The sequence below is a fragment of the Paenibacillus amylolyticus genome (assembly GCF_036894225.1).
Classification (GTDB): Bacteria; Bacillota; Bacilli; order Paenibacillales; family Paenibacillaceae; genus Paenibacillus; species Paenibacillus amylolyticus.
Genome location: NZ_CP145892.1, coordinates 6,609,420 through 6,625,435 on the forward strand (window position 1 = coordinate 6,609,420; position 16,016 = coordinate 6,625,435).

At 44.0% G+C, this 16,016-nt stretch carries 15 protein-coding genes and 1 pseudogene; 8 read left to right on the top strand and 8 right to left on the bottom strand.

Annotation, left to right across the window (positions count from 1 at the left end; translation table 11 throughout):
- Positions 1–67: 67 nt before the first annotated feature.
- Positions 68–496: an SRPBCC family protein gene (locus tag V6668_RS29085; RefSeq protein ID WP_076320120.1), complete on the bottom strand. Its 429-nt coding sequence runs from the start codon at positions 494–496 to the stop codon at positions 68–70.
- Positions 497–723: 227 nt separating this feature from the next.
- On the opposite strand from V6668_RS29085, the gene V6668_RS29090 reads away from it, so the two are divergent.
- Complete coding sequence (locus V6668_RS29090; protein WP_338707313.1) at positions 724–1,491, top strand: class I SAM-dependent methyltransferase; 768 nt, start codon at positions 724–726, stop codon at positions 1,489–1,491.
- 265 nt (positions 1,492–1,756) lie between these two features.
- Here V6668_RS29090 and V6668_RS29095 read toward each other — a convergent pair whose 3' ends face one another.
- Positions 1,757–2,791, bottom strand: coding sequence for an NADH:flavin oxidoreductase/NADH oxidase (locus V6668_RS29095; protein WP_017691643.1), 1,035 nt, complete (start codon positions 2,789–2,791; stop codon positions 1,757–1,759).
- Positions 2,792–2,839: 48 nt separating this feature from the next.
- Complete coding sequence (locus V6668_RS29100; protein WP_017691642.1) at positions 2,840–3,031, bottom strand: tautomerase family protein; 192 nt, start codon at positions 3,029–3,031, stop codon at positions 2,840–2,842.
- Between the two features lie 442 nt (positions 3,032–3,473).
- Between V6668_RS29100 and pepT the strand changes: the two genes are divergently transcribed.
- Complete coding sequence (pepT, locus tag V6668_RS29105; protein ID WP_036671635.1) at positions 3,474–4,712, top strand: peptidase T; 1,239 nt, start codon at positions 3,474–3,476, stop codon at positions 4,710–4,712.
- Between the two features lie 136 nt (positions 4,713–4,848).
- Here pepT and V6668_RS29110 read toward each other — a convergent pair whose 3' ends face one another.
- Together V6668_RS29110 and V6668_RS29115 are read right to left on the bottom strand one after the other, a co-directional pair.
- Positions 4,849–5,388 (bottom strand): Crp/Fnr family transcriptional regulator, encoded by a 540-nt coding sequence (locus V6668_RS29110; protein ID WP_338707314.1) that lies wholly within the window; start codon positions 5,386–5,388, stop codon positions 4,849–4,851.
- A 9-nt stretch (positions 5,389–5,397) separates the two neighbouring features.
- Entirely contained in the window at positions 5,398–5,541 is a 144-nt protein-coding gene (locus V6668_RS29115; protein WP_338707315.1) for a hypothetical protein, read from the bottom strand.
- A 663-nt stretch (positions 5,542–6,204) separates the two neighbouring features.
- Between V6668_RS29115 and V6668_RS32250 the strand changes: the two genes are divergently transcribed.
- Positions 6,205–6,663, top strand: coding sequence for a methyl-accepting chemotaxis protein (locus V6668_RS32250; protein WP_223200021.1), 459 nt, complete (start codon positions 6,205–6,207; stop codon positions 6,661–6,663).
- Between the two features lie 145 nt (positions 6,664–6,808).
- On the opposite strand, the gene V6668_RS29125 is transcribed toward V6668_RS32250, so the two are convergent.
- Positions 6,809–8,245, bottom strand: a complete 1,437-nt coding sequence (locus V6668_RS29125; protein WP_338707316.1) for an alanine/glycine:cation symporter family protein — start codon at positions 8,243–8,245, stop codon at positions 6,809–6,811.
- Between the two features lie 329 nt (positions 8,246–8,574).
- Between V6668_RS29125 and V6668_RS29130 the strand changes: the two genes are divergently transcribed.
- Positions 8,575–9,504, top strand: coding sequence for a response regulator (locus V6668_RS29130; protein WP_100528198.1), 930 nt, complete (start codon positions 8,575–8,577; stop codon positions 9,502–9,504).
- Positions 9,505–9,677: 173 nt separating this feature from the next.
- Here the strand turns inward: V6668_RS29130 and V6668_RS29135 are convergent, their stop codons facing one another.
- Positions 9,678–9,854 carry an aspartyl-phosphate phosphatase Spo0E family protein gene (locus tag V6668_RS29135; protein WP_017691636.1) on the bottom strand — a complete coding sequence of 59 codons (177 nt, stop codon included), beginning with the start codon at positions 9,852–9,854 and terminating at the stop codon, positions 9,678–9,680.
- Positions 9,855–10,289: 435 nt separating this feature from the next.
- Between V6668_RS29135 and V6668_RS29140 the strand changes: the two genes are divergently transcribed.
- From V6668_RS29140 to V6668_RS29155, 4 genes and pseudogenes are all read left to right on the top strand, one after another.
- On the top strand, positions 10,290–10,913 hold the full coding sequence (locus V6668_RS29140; RefSeq protein ID WP_036671640.1) for an acetate uptake transporter: 624 nt from the start codon (positions 10,290–10,292) through the stop codon (positions 10,911–10,913).
- 143 nt (positions 10,914–11,056) lie between these two features.
- A pseudogene (locus V6668_RS29145) lies at positions 11,057–12,128 on the top strand (IS3 family transposase); the annotation flags it as partial.
- A gap of 651 nt (positions 12,129–12,779) precedes the next feature.
- Positions 12,780–13,718: a DUF6973 domain-containing protein gene (locus tag V6668_RS29150; RefSeq protein ID WP_036671642.1), complete on the top strand. Its 939-nt coding sequence runs from the start codon at positions 12,780–12,782 to the stop codon at positions 13,716–13,718.
- A gap of 664 nt (positions 13,719–14,382) precedes the next feature.
- Positions 14,383–14,895: an acyl-CoA thioesterase gene (locus V6668_RS29155; RefSeq protein ID WP_026081401.1), complete on the top strand. Its 513-nt coding sequence runs from the start codon at positions 14,383–14,385 to the stop codon at positions 14,893–14,895.
- Positions 14,896–14,936: 41 nt separating this feature from the next.
- Here V6668_RS29155 and V6668_RS29160 read toward each other — a convergent pair whose 3' ends face one another.
- Positions 14,937–16,013, bottom strand: coding sequence for an anthranilate phosphoribosyltransferase (locus V6668_RS29160; RefSeq protein WP_076329232.1), 1,077 nt, complete (start codon positions 16,011–16,013; stop codon positions 14,937–14,939).
- Between the last annotated feature and the right edge of the window lie 3 nt (positions 16,014–16,016).

Genomic DNA, 16,016 nt, shown 5'->3' on the forward strand with positions numbered 1-16,016 from the left:
AGGAACCCCAGGCCGAATTTCACCGGAAAGAACGGGCGAAATGACCTGGGGTTGATTGAATGAAGATTTATTTAACAACTTGGGCAAGCTTCTGAACGATTCCGGCCCATCCCTGTTCCATACGTTCGCGTACGATAGCGTGGGCCTGTCCAAACTCGGTCAGTTTATCCGCATCCCAACCGCTGTGAATCAGTGTGAAATCCGTACCTTCGGGCTGTTCATTCAGTTGGAATGTCAACGTCCAGTCCTTACCCCAGCGGAATGAAAGCTTGTGCAGCGGAAGAACTTCCGTCACCTGACATGGTGATTGGCCGAAGGGGCCTGCTTCCAATATAAACTCGTGACCTTCCACGGGTTCCAGATTGCCTGGCATGAACCAGGTTTTCAGTCCCTGCTCGGTCGAGACCATTTCCCACACCTTCTTTACAGGTGCATGGAGCATAAGTTCCTGCCGGATATCTGGCAGTGCACTTGATGAACTTGATGATGAATCCATTCGAATCACCTCCTTATACATTTCATTTCGTATAACTATCCGAATAGAAGTTGACCTCCGCTTTATCCCCACCCTATAATTGGAACATATTACATAAAAGGTGCGTGATTCCTATGATAGTCTGCTCTGAAAAATCCAATTCCAACCGTTGCCGGAAGGGATAATCCTGCTCATTCCCCTTCCACGTTTTCATTTTAATACATTTACATGTGGGGGACACCTATACTATGTCATTCAGTTATTACGGTCCATTATGCACCGCCGTTTATGATCTCACGAAACCTGTGGGACACTCCTTGGGAGGAGACATTGAATTCTATCGCCATTATCTTCAGCGCTGCAATGGACGTATCCTTGAAGCCATGTCGGGATCAGGCCGAGTGCTCATTCCTTTGCTTGAAGCATGCTTGAAGGTGGATGGAATTGATTATTCAATGGATATGATTGACTCTTGCCGTTCTCGTTGTATGGAGCGGGCGTTACCCATGCCTGAGCTGTTCGTTGCCGATCTAGAGAAGCTTGACCTTCCATATCGATACGAGGTAATTATCATTCCCGGAGGTTCTCTGCTCCTCATCCAAGACAGACAGGCATCGATTAACGTATTACGTAATCTATTTCAGCATTTAGAACCCGGCGGCAGGCTCGTGTTTGATCTGTTTCTGCCCGATGTGACACAATCCTCTTCTGTGGAAACATCAACCGTTTCATTACCCGATGGTGATACGATCACGGTAGAAGTGAAAACCATTGAAGTGAACCTTCTTCAACAGTACAAAGTAAGTCTCATTCGCTATGAGCAATGGCATCAGGGTGCTCTTGTTGCTACGGAACTGCAACAGCTTACCTTGCGCTGGTACGGCATAGAAGAGTTACGCCTAATTCTCGAACACATTGGTTTCTCTGACATTAAAGTGTACGCCGATTTCAACCCGGATCAACCACCCACGCAGTCGAATCAAAAATTCGTATATGAAGCGACTAGAAGAGCGTAGTAATCCGTAATTGAATGGATATGCTGATGCTTCTCACTATAAAAAAATTAGGCCACAGCAAAGGTTATCCCCTGCTGTGGCCTATTTTACTATATAAAATTTGCAATAACATTTACATGAGAACGCAGAGGGCAGAAATAGCCTGAAGAAGCGGAGCTACAAGCTTTCTGCAAGAAAGCTACATCGAAAGCATACACTTCGCCTTTATCCTCAGATCGGAAGGTTATTCTGTCATCGGAGTGGCAAGTGTAAATGTTAGTGCAAGTTAGTATCCACGAGAATATTGCTCCGCAATGGCAGCTTGATCCTTACTGACACCCAGTTCCAGAGCCGCATGGTTCGCCCAGTACGGGTCACGCAGCATGCCTCTGCCAACGGCAACCAGATCCGCATCACCGTTTCCGATCACCGCTTGAGCCAACGCTGCATCCTCCAGCATACCCACTGCGATTACAGGAACGTTCAGTTCTTCACGGAAACGACGGGCAAATGGTACCTGATACCCCGGATAGTTCCCCGGTTTCCGCTGTCCGGAAGGACCTTCGCCACCTGAACTGATATGGAACATGTCCACGCCTGCATCTTGGTAGGCACGAGCGATATTGATGGTGTGGTCGATATCGTATCCACCATCCGCGTATTCTACAGCCGAAATCCGCAAAATCAGCGGCATATCTGCTGGCATTTCTTTTTTCACTGCACGAATGACTTCAACGCCAAAACGGGACAGATCCTGCCCATATACATCCTCACGATGGTTCATCAGCGGGGAATGGAACTGGTGGATCAGGTATCCATGTGCACCGTGCAGCTCAATGGTATCTACTCCAGCCTGCACTGCGCGGCGAACACCGTCTGCGAACTTCTGTACCATGGCTTCTACCTCTTCCGTGCTTAATGCACGAGGCTCCTTGTACTTTTCTCCCGGGAATGTAACTACCGATGGGGCAACCGGCTGCGGTGCATCCTCTGCTTTTCGTCCCGCATGTGCGATCTGAATAGCTACTTTGGAGCCGTAGGCATGAATTCCATCTACAAGTTTGGTGAAGGCAGGCACATGCTCATCTGACCATATCCCCAAGTCATTATCGGTAATACGTCCATCCGGATCTACATCGGTCATCTCGATTACAATTAGTCCTGTTCCTCCAACCGCACGGCTCACATAGTGAACCTGATGCCAATCGTTCGGAATGCCATCCTTCGCAGTGACAGAATATTGGCACATCGGTGCCATGACGACACGGTTATTTAATTGTAGGCTCTTGAATTGATAGGGCGAAAATAATTGTTCAGTCATTAATGTTACATCTCCTGTTCCATGATCATGATATATATGAACTCTTACTTATTTGTCTAAGTCCGAAAACAGTTTTCCGTTCTTGCCGTAATTGTCCTTCTCCAAATCCTCAATGAAGATAAAGACTTTGCTCGGATCAACATCCAGTGTCTCACAAGCCACCTGAGTCATACGTTCAATCAACTGACGTTTCTGTTCGACCGACTTGCCTTCCAGTACCTTAACCGTGATAAATGGCATGTCTTGAACACATCCTTTCTTCATCATTTATTATGAACCTCAGTTATAGAAATACAAGTACGTACATTTTTGTGACCTAGTACCCTTTTTGATACCTAGAAATCCTCATATTTCGGATCTGCCCCATTCTGGAAATGACTGCAAAACATGATATGATAACCGTAGAGAACCACAATAATTACTATACCCAATTTACATAAGTTGTGACTAACGGTACACGATAACGGAGAGGGCAGAAATAACCTGTAGAAGCGGAGCTAAAAGCTTTCTGCAAGAAAGCTGCATCGAAAGCATACGCTATCCTCAGATTTTCACCTTTGTAAAAGTGGATCAAAAAAATCTGGGGATAACAGCGATCAGAAGGTTATTCTGGCCTCGTAGTGGATCAGTGTAAAACAAGTAGTTCAACTTATATACTACTCAAGCTAGGGAGAGGTTATATATGAAAGATATATTAATTCAAAGACTGAGTACTTATGTTCAGATGGATACCCAATCCGATGAAAATAGCGAGACATGCCCTTCCACACCCGGCCAACTGGCCTTGGGCAAACTGCTCGTTGAAGAATGTACATCCATTGGTCTGCAAGATGTAACGATGGATGAGAACGGTTATGTCATGGCTACACTGCCATCCAATACCGATAAGGATGTTCCCGTAATTGGTTTCCTGGCTCACCTCGATACAGCGACCGACTTTACTGGCAAAAATGTAAAACCACAGGTTATCGATAACTATGACGGTGCTGATATTGTGTTGAACTCGGAACTGGATGTAGTACTGTCCAACAAGGATTTCCCAGAACTGCACGAGTATAAGGGCCACACGCTGATCACAACCGACGGTACAACATTGCTTGGTGCAGACAATAAGGCAGGCATTGCTGAGATCATGACGGCGATGGCCTATCTGATTGAGCACCCGGAAGTGAAACACGGTAAGATTCGGGTTGCTTTTACCCCGGATGAAGAGATTGGCCGTGGACCGCACAAGTTTGACGTAGCTGCTTTTGGAGCCAAATATGCTTACACAGTTGATGGCGGACCGCTTGGCGAGCTGGAATACGAGAGCTTTAACGCAGCCGCCGCCAAAATTACCGTACGAGGCACCAATGTGCATCCCGGAACAGCGAAGGATAAGATGGTGAACTCCCTGAAAATTGCGATGGAATTGAATCGACGCCTGCCTGTGGAGGAAGCTCCTGAATTCACGGACGGTTATGATGGCTTCTACCATCTGTTGTCTCTGGAGGGTGATGTTGAGCTGACAAAGATGAGTTACATCATCCGTGATTTCGACCGGGAGAAGTTTGAAGAGCGCAAAACAAATCTGCTCCATATCGCAAACGAACTGAAGACCAAGTATGGAGAGAAAAGCATCACGGTTGAATTGAATGACCAGTACTATAACATGCGCGAGAAAATTGAACCCGTACGCCAGATCGTCGATATTGCCCATGAAGCCATGACCCGACTGGACATCGAACCTGTTATTCGTCCCATCCGGGGAGGAACAGATGGTTCCCAACTATCCTATATGGGCATGCCAACACCAAATATCTTCACTGGTGGTGAGAACTACCACGGCAAATTCGAATATGTATCGGTAGACAATATGGTGAAGGCCACCCGTGTTATTGTAGAGATCGCTCAATTGTTCGAACAACGCGGAGATATCTAATCCACTTGAAGTGCAGAGCAAAAAGAGCACCCCTTGGTATATTCGGGAGGGTGCTCTTTGTTGTGCCGTATTGTATTTTATTGTGTCGCGTCATGTCGCTTAGATATGCAGGCTTGGGCTTTATTTTAAAATACCATCACTCATATATATTGCCTCCTGCGATGACGCGCAACTGTTCCAGATCACAGATCACTAGCTTTCGCTGCACTTTGCGAATAATATCTCGATTACACAGATCTTGAACAACTCTATTAAGATGTCTATAGCTGGTGCCCAGCATATCGGCCAGTTCGGTGAGCTTGGAGGTCTGGATCTCTTCCGAAGAAGACTCGTCCTGGCCCATTGTGGACAACAGATAGCTGGCAAATCGGCTCTCGACCGGATATAACATATTCAGACTCGACAGGTTGGAAAAGGTATACAATTTGTGCGTAACTTGACTCAGCATAAAGTGGAGAAACTTAGGGTTCTCTGCATACGTATTCTGGAGAGCGCGATAGCCGATACCCAGCAGCAGGCTTTTGCTCACAGACTCTACCGTATTCATAGCCTCCTTGCCATTCACCAGTTCCAAATCTCCCACAAGCGCAAGGGGTGTACTGAAACGAAGCAACAGAGACTTGCCGTTAGGCAGGGTGGTATAGATCTTGAGCTTGCCCTGCACGAGAAAATACAACCGCTCGGGTCATTCACCTTTGGTACATATCATCTCGCCCTTCGCAGCCTCAAGTAGTCGCAACTCAGCGAGCGCAGGCTCGTCCAGCACCTGATCCAACCCGTTCTCACGGGCGAGTTGCCGCACAAGTCCAAAGTCCATAATTTCTTTCATTCCGACTTCCCTCCGTTGCCCTATATAATGTACACAAAAGGACACATGTCCTATATTTGATATACATCCGTACAAATATCTTGATATAAAAATAGTTACAACTAACACTTATATCCAATAAATCATTTTAGATGGGAAATATTTTAAAATTTAATCATAAAATGTTCATTCTTTCATGCAAAATGCCGTTCACGAAAAGTCATTTCCGTCCGATGAAAGATAGAGCATTCCATAGATCGTTAAAAATAATACATTCAAATATTGAAAGGATGGTCCTCTTCCATGAACGTTGTAGATGCCCTGCTTAAAGTAATGCCTTATATCAGCCTGATCCTCAGAGAACCAGCTAGTTTAACTCTTTACGATCACGAAAAAGTATTAGATGTCATTATGACAGATAAATTTGATCTTGGTTTTGAAAAAGGAATGTCTCTCTTGGAATCGTATCAAAACTTTGCCATCTTAAAAAACGGAAGAGAAGCTACTCTCGCTACTCTCTCCAAGGAAGTTTATGGTATCGAACTGGATATTCTGAACATTCCGATCTTTGATGATCACCAAAAAGTTGTTGCTGTTTTCTGTGTATCTTACGACCAATCTAACCAGAACCAACTTGAAGACATTATACAAGAAAATCAAACCATCAATGGTAACCTCGTTGATATGGTGCAACATGTCGCCGCTCATGCCGAAGAATTGCAAGCAACCAGTGAGCAGATCTTGCAGAACACAAGACTTGCTGTTCAGAACTCTTCCCAAATCAACAAAGTAGCCGGGTTCATTCGTGAAATCTCTGAGCAAACCAACTTGCTCGGCCTGAATGCCGCTATTGAAGCCGCTCGCGTTGGTGAAGCCGGTGCCGGCTTCGGTGTGGTTGCTTCCGAAGTACGCAAACTCTCTGTGGATGCCAAACAAGCTACAAGTGATATCGATACCAGTCTGAGAGATGTGCAACAGGTCATCAAACAGATGGAAGTTGAAGTCTCCCAGATTGCAGCCTCTTCACAGGAACAAGCAACGCTTGTATCCTCCTTTACGGATGTGATTGAGCAGCTTAATGAAACAGGGGAGCGAATGAAAGCTCTGTCCGAACAACTGATCAGCTATTCCGTTAAAAATTAATCAAAATATATCTTTGATGAACTTTGGCTAGTGCAAAGATACATTTTATATGCAAAAACAGGACTCGGGTTGCCCATGATGGATAATCCAAGTCCTGTTGTTTGTTGTGCCCATTTTATATAACCAACTACGTTCAGATAAAATCTTAATTGGTTACATGTATTGATTTATCTCCAATAACTTCTTCTTCCGACTCCCAGCATTCCACTTCACCCGGAATATGAATCCGGTCCCGGGTAAAGACGGGATCACGGCCTTCAGCCTTCTGTTTTTTGTAGTCCTTCAACGCTTCGAAAGTCACCTTGGACAGCATCAGAATTGCAATCAGGTTCACCACCACCATGAGCCCCATGAACAGGTCAGCCAAATCCCATACCAGCTGCACTTTGGCTACCGCACCAAACACCACCATTGCAATAACGCAAATACGGTATACCCACAGCCAAACTTTGTTGGATTTGATAAACTCAATGTTGGTTTCTCCATAGTAATAATTTCCGATTAGCGTACTGAAGGCAAACAGGAACACCATAACCGCCAGGAATCCCGATGCCCATGAACCAATATGTACACTTAATGCAGCCTGAGTTAATTCAATGCCTCCGAGATTGGAACCTTTGTATACCCCGGATAGCAAAATAATCATGGCTGTGCTTGTACATATCACTAACGTATCTGTCAGCACGCCAAACGCCTGAATAAGCCCCTGTTTCACCGGATGTGTTGTATCCGCCGTTGCAGCAGCATTCGGGGCGCTACCCATGCCCGCCTCATTGGAGAACAATCCGCGTTTCACACCGTTCATCAGTGCAGCGCCTAAAGTTCCGCCGGCCACCTGTTCGATGCCGAAGGCATTTTTGACGATCAACGCAATCATGGCCGGAAGCTGGGTAATATTCGCCAGCACCACAAAAACCGCTACCCCAATGTACAATACGGCCAGTACAACAACGATGTATTCCGATGCTTTTGCAATCCGTTTGACACCGCCCATGATAATTCCTGCAAATATCAAAGCCATAATGATACCCACCGTTAACCGATCCGTGCCAAATGAGTTCTCAAATGCAACAGTAATCGTGTTAGACTGCACCGCATTAAAGACCAAACCAAATGAAAGCGTAATGAGAATGGCAAATAAAATCCCCATCCAGCGTTTGCCCAACCCACGCTCCATATAATATGCAGGACCGCCGCGGAATCCGCCCTTATCCTTCACTTTATAGATCTGAGCCAGCGTACTCTCCACAAAACTGGAGGCTGATCCGATAATTGCAATGATCCACATCCAGAATATAGCCCCAGGTCCACCCAGTGCGATAGCCAGTGCAATACCCGTAATATTCCCTGTACCTACACGGGCCGCCATACTAATACAGAACGCCTGAAAAGGTGAAATTTTGCCTGGTTCCTTGCTTTTTGGCTCTCGAAGCACCTTTACCATATCTCCAATCATGCGGAATTGCATGAATCGGGTCTTGGTGGTGAAGTATATACCACATACTACCAATAATATAATTAACACTTTGGACCATAGAAAATCATTGAAAATGACGACAATATCTTGTATTGTTTGCTCCATCGGTATGCCCCTTTTTATGGTGTATTTCAAGCACAGAGATGGTTACGGGAAAAGTTTGTACCATTCTGCACAACACTAGCCCCAGACTTCGGGATGTTACTTATACTACAAGAACATCTACGAAAAACGACAAATACCTACATGCAATTCCTACATTTATTTTAAAAATGGGCTTTGACCGCCCAATCATTGTCATTTAACCTGACATGTCAGGTTCTATGCAAGAAGGAAAGGAACGATTACACTGGAACGAGAGTTCATCGCGGCGTTAACCGCCTTTACCATAGATTTATCAATCACACCATTCGCAGAGAAAGGGAATGACTGACATGCGTTATTTTATCGTGGATGATGATCCTGGCGTTCGTTCCATGTTGATGGATATTATTGAGGATGAAGGCCTGGGCGATATTGCCGGGGAAGCTGAGGACGGAGCACATATTCACGCGGAACTATTGGAACTGCATAAGGTGGATGTACTGCTGATTGATCTGCTGATGCCCCAACGAGACGGGATTCAGACTGTGCGAGCACTTGAAGGAAGGTTCGAGGGCAAGATCGTCATGATCTCCCAGATCGAGTCGAAAAATATGATCGGAGAAGCCTATTCACTAGGCATTGAATATTATATTACGAAGCCGATTAACCGGCTGGAGATTCTATCTGTTCTGCGGCTGGTGAGCGAAAGGCTTCGTATGCAGCAATCCATCGCAGATATCCAACGGACATTGCAGGGATTGTCCGGTTTGAATTCTACCGAACGTGCTGCGGCTCCGGTTCCGGACAAAACAATTACGACTGCAGGACATTTCCTGCTGTCCGAGATGGGCATGATCGGTGAAGCGGGCAGCAGGGATCTGCTGGACATGCTGGAATATCTGGAGCAGGTAGAGACAGATGAACATAAGCTGTCCCCCTATACGTTCCCATCCCTCAAAGACATCTTCCAGAATGTAGCGATACGTAAACTGGGAGAAGACGCATCTCTCGCAGAGGTGAACAAGGAGATCAAGGCATCGGAACAACGTGTGCGCCGGGCCATCTTCCAGACTCTGAGCCATGTGGTTTCTCTGGGATTAACAGATTATACACATCCCAAATTCGAGAACTATGCATCCAAATTTTTCGATTTCACCGAAATTCGCAAGAAAATGCTGGAGCTGCAAAACAATGTGGAGCCTTCCTTGTCCCAGACACGCATTAATACGAAAAAATTCGTACAGGTCCTATATTTGGAAGCCAAACGATTACTGCATTAAACAGATGCATGATGGATACGATGCAAAAACAAACGGGCATGAATATTACACCGGTAGGATACCGCCTCTTCAAGTGAGGCTGTCCATACCGGCTATATTCATGCCCGTCTGTACGATCAAGCGTTACAATCTATGTGATTTGTTCCGTGTATAAAATTAAAATCGCTTTGGGTTCAGGCCCGTGAATGGTTTCGGCTAATTCGGTTATACTCATTAATCAATTCGTCCAATGCCATAGACTGCCGAATCACATCGGGATGCCCAAGACCACCCTTGTTATGCTCTACCAGCATATGAAGGTTATGTCTGGCCTTCTCTATTTTATTTTTCAAATCCAAACTCATAACCATGACCCCTGATACCTCCTTATTCTGTGAACCATTTTAGTTTTTCCTGTCAATCTATAGTTGGATTAACATATGGCATAGGAGACAAGGATGTTTTGTATTCTTCTCCAAATTTTGATAAAGATTATTTTATCACACTAAAGCTTATCCGAAAATGGCTGATATGACGCAATTTTAGTGGTAACACCGAGGGTTGGATTCTAACGTCTGGCCTCATCATTCACGGCCAGAACGGATTGTGTCGTAAATGTGTATATTGAAAAAACAAAAAGTCTATTGGTTCAAAAGGTAATAAAATCCCTTTCCATAATGGGGTCATTCAGGTACAATAGGGCGATGTGTGTGTCCGGACCCGGCGGATACAAATGATGTAATGTAGAGGACGGCCAACGACGGCCATTGATCCTGATTTGATATTATTGGAGGCTTATCATCACCATGCAGACCGATTCACAGACTAAAGTCAAAATTGTTAACGCCGATCCCAGCGCAATGGGATTATTTGGGTTGGCTATCGTAACCCTGGTCGCTTCTTCCCAAAAGCTTGGCATTACAGAAGGACTTAGCTACGCTATTCCTTGGGCGATCTTTTTGGGTGCTTTTGCCCAGCTATTCGCATGTATTCAAGATTCCAAACGTAACAACACCTTTGGCACAACGGCTTTTGGCGCGTACGCATTCTTCTGGTTTGCCATGGCTGCCAACTGGATGATCAAAATGGGCGTATTTGGCTCCACTCTCGCTGAACAGGCCGATGGCAAGCAGCTCGGATTTGCTTTTGCCGGATACCTCGTATTCACCCTGTTCATGACGATTGGTGCTATTGAAGCGAATAAAGTATTGCTTATCATCTTCATTCTGATTGACTTCCTGTTCCTTGGCTTGACCTTTGACGCTTTCGGCGTAGCTCCTCACATTTTCCACACCATTGCAGCATACGCTGAACTGGCGATCGGAATTGTGTCCCTGTATGGTACAGGTGCTTCGGTACTGAACGCTCACTTCGGTTATGCGTTCTTGCCGATCGGCAAACCGTCCGGCATTTTCAAACCCAAGGCTTAATATACAGCAGTAAACCGCCAGCGCGCCGGTCCGCGCTGAACTGCACCCCAATTGTTAGACACAACTACCAATTGGAGGTGCAGTTTTTTTTATGACCAAATTTAGCACAAATGTAAAAGTACAGCTGTTATGCGTTATGAAAAGGGTTAGGCGCCCTTCAACCAAAGAAAAAGGGGCGCTCATCCATGAAAAAAGGAACTAAAGCACAGAAGGATAAAACGCTAGTAGAAGGATCTGTAGAGGCTTTACAAGCAGAGGTAGAGCGTTTGAAAATGGAGAATCCTGATTTAAAAAGTTGAATGCCTCGGTTCGAAGCAAGGAAAAATCACCAAACAAGACAAAGCTCAAGTAGTCTATGAACTAAGGAACGAATTTTCGGTAAAAGCACTTCTACAGCTAGCAGATATCCCTCGTAGCGCGTATTATTACGTGGTAAAAGCGTTTGGTACGCTAGACAAGGATTAGAGCTAAAAGACATGATACAAGCGATTTATAAGGAGCATGAGGGATGCTATGGTTATCGTCGTATTCGTGACGAGTTAATCAATCATGGACACCATGTGAATCATAAAAAGGTACAGCGTTTGATGAAAGTATTGGGATTAAAGTGTTTGGTACGTATGAAGAAATATCGTTCGTATAAAGGGACGATTGGCAAGATTGCATCGAACCTATTAGAACGCAATTCCCACGCTGAAAGGCCAAACGAGAAGTAGGTTTACGGACATTACAGAGTTTAAATTGTTCGGAGAAAAACTATATTTATCTCCCATACTTGATCTGTATAACGGAGAAATCATTACATATACGATTGGTTCAAGACCAATCTACTCCCTTGTTTCAACGATGTTAGATCGAGCATTTTGCAGTTTAACAAATAAAGATAAACTCCTTATTCATTTGGATCAAGGCTGGCACTACCAGATGAGATCGTATCGTCATGCCCTTGAAGAACGTGGCATCTCGCAAAGTATGTCCCGTAAAGGTAACTGTTACGATAACGCCGTCATGGAGAACTTCTTTGGCAACATGAAGTCCGAGTTTTTGTATTTAAAGGAATTTGAAAATATCTCACATTTTAAACATGAACTATCCAAATACATCGATTATTACAACAACAAACGCATTAAGACAAAACTAAAAGACATGAGTCCGGTACGGTACCGGATTCATGCAGCAGGATTGGCTCCTTTTTCTTCTTTGGAACTCATATAATGCTCCTATATCCAGCTTCCCCAACGATCCTCAATTACCCACATTTAGTCTTTAATTTACAAATTTTACAATATATCCACCTTTATTGATCCCAAACTATTGACAAACTAATGAAATGTCAAACCTTCTTCCACCCACAGACGATTCCCTCTTACTACGTTTATTTGATTGCATCAAAAAATCCTCTCCGATTTCCAGTGTTAAGTTCATATTAATATGAACTCTTTTTTCACTATCTACCTTGAGAGGATAACACCACGTTGTTGTCTCACTAGTCTTCCAGAACAATCACAGGAAAGTCATATACATAGGAGAAGATTGTAAAGATTATTAGGCAAAGTAAAATAAGTCTCCAGCTTAATCTATTAATACGATATGGTATTAAATAAAAATATAGAAGTATAATTGCCCAAACAAGCAACACGCCAAATGTTTGGGTGAATATTGAAGGTCCAAACAAATTTCCCGAAATTAAAATGAGTGCAAAACTACCAATTTGAAACCCAACTAACAAAAATAAAACGGTTATTATAGCGAAAAGAGTATGCTTATTCATAATATTCCTCCTTTTTACAAAAATTCATTGTTTAAACTGTATAGTAATGATATTATAATCTTGTTTCTATTACAATATCTGGAGGATTATCTATTATGAAAAAAGTTTCACTAGCCCTTCTTTCTAGCTTTACAGCTTATTCAATTTTTGCTTCTGCTGTTGGAGCATCATCAATCTCCGATGCTAATATTAGTGCCGAAATGCTAGAAAGTAGAGTGGAGCAATTAGCTCAAACAGATTTTAATAACTATGTTACAATTAATGAATTTGAAAGCGAATTGTCTTCATTTCTAAACAATGTTGTTCTGGTGAAAGAGTACCAGTACTTTACTCCTGAAGAAGTAGAGAAATGGGAAATTCTATCTTCCAACTTTCAAGCCATTCAATCTTCAATTGCACCTGCTCAAACTGCTTCGACTGCATCTCTTAATGCAGCAGTAAATAATACATACCCAAATTTACAGAGAGATATTGAGGGAGCAATTGTGACTAGCAAGTATGGTGCAGTAGTCCTTGCTGGAGTATATGTTGCAACTGACCGAGCTAACGAGGAACAACAAGTATACAAAAACAGATATGGCTTTACAACTACACAGGAAAATGAAGTTGACGCCTTTAGACACTTCTCATGGAACTATCATTTAACGGATACAATTACGATTACTAGAGGTGCTGCTACCTTTATAGCTGATAATCATGAATTCTCTGCTTTTGGTGTTAGATATGCAGAAAACAATTTTCCTACTGCTACTGCAGCTACAAAACTCGCACAGGGGATCTACTATACAAATAAAGTAAAAGGCGAAACCAATACAGCAAGTAAATTCAAATCTTTATTTGTTAACTCAAATTTTATGGATTTCAATAACAATGAAGCTGGCCGGGCTTATGAAAGCAAGGGATATAAAGACAATTACGAAGCGTTTGCAGCAGCAAAATCAAATGGACATGTAACTACTAGTCCAAGCCAGTGGACGTCTAGTAAATTATCAAGTAGAGCATATGATATTTACTCTGGAGCATTCAAATACTAGAAATAAAAATCGTGAAACTTGCCTGTAATTGATCAAATAGTTTTCATCACTTATCCATTCCTAAATTTATTCACCCTCTTTGTCATAATTAGTTTAAAGACTCTCGAATAATTCCGACCGTTTCCCAACACTCTAATGGGAAACGGTCTTTTAGTTTAAATGAAGTGTAGTTTAAACGTATCAGTATATTAAAAATACTACTTCATCACAACCGTTACTCCCCCCACATAAGCTTTTCAAGCTACTTGGTTGATTATACCGTTTAAGAAAATCTGAACATTTTGAGCTTTAGTTCGAGCACTCTAACTTTTATTAGGCTTACGGGTTTCCAGACCCTCTACAAACACTTTATTACATGCTTCTATATCCATAAGATCACTTGTACCACTCCGTGCTTTCTGCATACAGAATTATATTCGATGTCACCTCGCTCAATTTCTTCAAGGATAGCCACTTTACCCGAAACAGTATATGATTATCTAACAGTAAACCACCCTCTCAAAACCAGGCTTTAATTATTCCCCTCTTTACCGTTAGAGGAGTAACCTAGGGATAACAGATCAAAAATAGACCCTACAACACATGAAATAAAATGTCACAGCAGCCATACTGTAAGGAGGAAAAAAGCATGAGAGAGATACCGAAACCAACGGAGATGGATCAGGTGGAGAAAAAATATGTACGCGAAACACGTTGTTTCAAGACGGCACGGGTGTTCCCAACCGATGTCAACAATCATAATACGTTATTCGGCGGCAAGCTGATGTCCTACATCGATGATATTGCATCCATTGCCGCTTCCAAGCTATGCCGGGTCAATACCGTAACGGCTTCAACCGACTCTGTCGATTTCCTGTACCCGATTAATCCAACGGATTCGGTTACGCTTGAATCGTTCGCGTCCTGGACAGGACGAAGTTCCATGGAGATTTTTGTGAAGGTGATTCGAGAGGATCTGAAGACCGGAGAGAAGAAAATTGCAGCGACTGCATTTCTGACCTTTGTGGCCTTGGACGAAAATAATCGCAAACTGATCGTACCCCGCATTATCCCGGAGACGGAAGAAGAGAAGAAATTATACGAGACCGCTCCGGATCGGGCGGCCATGCGGAAACAACGGCGGGAAGAGAGCAAGAAATTCGCTGACTTCCTGACTGTTACTTATCCTTGGGAATAAAATAACGCTAAACAATAACAAGATTGAACACCAGCATTACATTATCTGGACGATGCCGGATAGATGGACACCGCTCTGCTATCCGGCAGTTCGCCACCCATGGAGACACACCACTGTTGGTAGAGACGATATGCTGCACCACTCTCCAGTAATCCCTGACAAGTGTATATGCCCTCTTCAATGGAATTGACACGCCCCGCCGCGTACAAGCGGAAACCTCCATTTAACAAAACCTGATTCACGAAAGCAATATGACCCTCACCACTTAACACACTTTCCGCCACTTCAAGCTGCTTCGCAGCCGTCCAGACCAGTTCCGGCACGGGCATATCCAGTTCATAGGCTGCAGGATCAACCAGTTCCAGCTTCATATCACCGTCTTCCACGGCGTATACGCGGGTTGGCCGATCAATATACAGATCCTCAGAACCTTCCATCCCCTGTACAACATAAGCACGCCGATAGTTAAACCGGGTGAGCAACTTCGCAATCCGATCCAGAAAGGTATTATGAAACACACCAAACACCAAATACGGTGAATGGTTATAATCAATCAGTTTCTCCGCTGTGTTAAACACCGTTCGAAAACCCAACTCTTCCCGTAACGGACGAAGCTTACGAAGAGGTTCGCACCAATCCTCGGAGGATACGTACATGACACCCGAACGCAATGCAGCGCTCCGTGCATCTTCCCGATCCATTTTACGTGTATCAATTCCTGCTTCCTTTAACAGAACCGACAGCGTAACTCCCCATTTGGGTGGTAAAGGGTCACTCCCATGCAAAGTCACCGGCAACCCGGCCGCCGCGAGTACAAACGCAACCGGAAACGTGGCCATGAACGACTTTGTTCGTCCATCATAGGGACCCGCACAGTCCAATCCATCCTGAAATATGGAGAAACGTTCCGCACTGTTACGACATGCATGAACAAAAGCTTCCAGTTCCTCGACGTTTTCCATTTTCATACGTTCAGCCATTAGAAACGCAGCCGTCTGGGCAGGGGAAACCTCCTGTTTCAGGATTTTCTCTGCTACAGTCAGTGCCTCTGTATAATTCAGATCACGCGAGCCTCGTTTCCCACGTCCGACCTCTCGGAGTATCTGAGACATATCCATGGA

Coding starts and splice junctions, on each gene's coding strand:
- V6668_RS29160 (WP_076329232.1), bottom strand. CDS start 16,013: ATGGATATGTCTCAGATACTCCGAGAGGTCGGACGTGGGAAACGAGGC.
- V6668_RS29135 (WP_017691636.1), bottom strand. CDS start 9,854: ATGGTTATGAGTTTGGATTTGAAAAATAAAATAGAGAAGGCCAGACAT.
- V6668_RS29085 (WP_076320120.1), bottom strand. CDS start 496: ATGGATTCATCATCAAGTTCATCAAGTGCACTGCCAGATATCCGGCAG.
- V6668_RS29130 (WP_100528198.1), top strand. CDS start 8,575: ATGCGTTATTTTATCGTGGATGATGATCCTGGCGTTCGTTCCATGTTG.
- pepT (WP_036671635.1), top strand. CDS start 3,474: ATGAAAGATATATTAATTCAAAGACTGAGTACTTATGTTCAGATGGAT.
- V6668_RS29140 (WP_036671640.1), top strand. CDS start 10,290: ATGCAGACCGATTCACAGACTAAAGTCAAAATTGTTAACGCCGATCCC.
- V6668_RS29125 (WP_338707316.1), bottom strand. CDS start 8,245: ATGGAGCAAACAATACAAGATATTGTCGTCATTTTCAATGATTTTCTA.
- V6668_RS29090 (WP_338707313.1), top strand. CDS start 724: ATGTCATTCAGTTATTACGGTCCATTATGCACCGCCGTTTATGATCTC.
- V6668_RS29100 (WP_017691642.1), bottom strand. CDS start 3,031: ATGCCATTTATCACGGTTAAGGTACTGGAAGGCAAGTCGGTCGAACAG.
- V6668_RS29115 (WP_338707315.1), bottom strand. CDS start 5,541: ATGAAAGAAATTATGGACTTTGGACTTGTGCGGCAACTCGCCCGTGAG.
- V6668_RS29095 (WP_017691643.1), bottom strand. CDS start 2,791: ATGACTGAACAATTATTTTCGCCCTATCAATTCAAGAGCCTACAATTA.
- V6668_RS29150 (WP_036671642.1), top strand. CDS start 12,780: ATGAAAAAAGTTTCACTAGCCCTTCTTTCTAGCTTTACAGCTTATTCA.
- V6668_RS32250 (WP_223200021.1), top strand. CDS start 6,205: ATGGTGCAACATGTCGCCGCTCATGCCGAAGAATTGCAAGCAACCAGT.